General features: G+C 48.4%; 2 tRNA genes and 3 rRNA genes. All 5 read left to right on the top strand.

What is annotated here, in order from left to right:
* Positions 1 to 74 (top strand): 16S ribosomal RNA (locus AC58PQ_RS29530); the annotation flags it as partial.
* A 126-nt stretch (positions 75 to 200) separates the two neighbouring features.
* Positions 201 to 317: ribosomal RNA gene (gene rrf / locus AC58PQ_RS29525) — 5S ribosomal RNA — on the top strand.
* 75 nt (positions 318 to 392) lie between these two features.
* Positions 393 to 469: transfer RNA gene (locus tag AC58PQ_RS29520), tRNA-Ile, on the top strand.
* 95 nt (positions 470 to 564) lie between these two features.
* Positions 565 to 640: transfer RNA gene (locus AC58PQ_RS29515), tRNA-Ala, on the top strand.
* 215 nt (positions 641 to 855) lie between these two features.
* Positions 856 to 1,360: ribosomal RNA gene (locus tag AC58PQ_RS29510) — 23S ribosomal RNA — on the top strand; the annotation flags it as partial.

The following is a 1,360-nucleotide window of genomic DNA, read 5'->3' as shown; positions in this document are numbered from 1 at the left end:
AGGTGGGGTAGATGATTGGGGTGAAGTCGTAACAAGGTAGCCGTATCGGAAGGTGCGGCTGGATCACCTCCTTTCTATGGAGACTCGGATCTGATAGATCCAGTCAAGTGTGTTTAACACACAAATCGCTTACTCACTCGTGTTCAGTTTTGAAAGAGCAAACCTCTTTCTGCAAGGTGGTTAACACCATGTTGCACTCGTTTGGTGATGATGGCGGAAGGGATCCACGCGTTCCCATCTCGAACACGACCGTTAAGCCTTCCAGCGTCGATTGTACTTGAACCGCAGGGTTCTGGGAGAGTAGAACGTTGCCAAGCGATACCCATGGCAAGCTTTCGGAGAAAGCTTCGAAAGCTTGTAGGTGGGTTTTTATTTTGAAAAATTTTCATTTAGGGCCCTTAGCTCAGCTGGTTAGAGCGCACCCCTGATAAGGGTGAGGTCGGTGGTTCGAGTCCACTAGGGCCCACCATTTAACTTCATACTTGAAGTATCCAGTATCGGGGTACCCGGAAAGTAATCGGAATCCACCTCGAAGCTACTCTTCACTTTTTGGGGTGAAATTATGGGGCCATAGCTCAGCTGGGAGAGCGCCTGCCTTGCAAGCAGGAGGTCAGCGGTTCGATCCCGCTTGGCTCCACCAAAACACATTTTAAGATAGAAATTTCCAAGAAATTTCGACTTGAAATGCAGTAATAAGATGTGATAAGATAACTTTCGCCGCTGAAATAGGGCGAAGATAAACGAATCACAGAAATAAGTTGTTCCTTGAAAACTAGATAACGAAACAAAACGTAAAGTAAGAACTTAGGTTGTGTTAACCTTATGGTTGCACAAAAATCTTTAAAGTTTTTTCTAGGTTAAGCTAGAAAGAGCACACGGAGGATGCCTAGGCACTAGGAGCCGAAGAAGGACGTGGCGAACGACGAAATGCCTCGGGGAGCCGTAAGCAGGCTTTGATCCGGGGATGTCCGAATGGGGGAACCCAGCTGTGGTAATGCGCAGTTACCATGTAGTGAATACATAGCTACATTGGAGGCAGACCCAGGGAACTGAAACATCTAAGTACCTGGAGGAAAAGAAAACAAAAGTGATTCCGTCAGTAGCGGCGAGCGAAAGCGGAATAGCCCAAACCAAGGAGCTTGCTCCTTGGGGTTGTAGGACCTCGACATGGGGTTAGTTTGGTAGGCGAAGTGATCTGGAAAGGTCCGGCATAGAAGGTAAAAGCCCTGTAGCCCAAACTGAACGAATCCCCTAGAGGTATCCTGAGTACGGCGGGTCACGTGAAACCCCGTCGGAATCCGGCAGGACCATCTGCCAAGGCTAAATACTCCCTAGTGACCGATAGTGAAGCAGTACCGTG

The sequence above is a fragment of the Paenibacillus sp. J22P143 genome (genome assembly GCF_059692035.1).
This window is presented reverse-complemented; position numbering and strand designations above follow the sequence as displayed.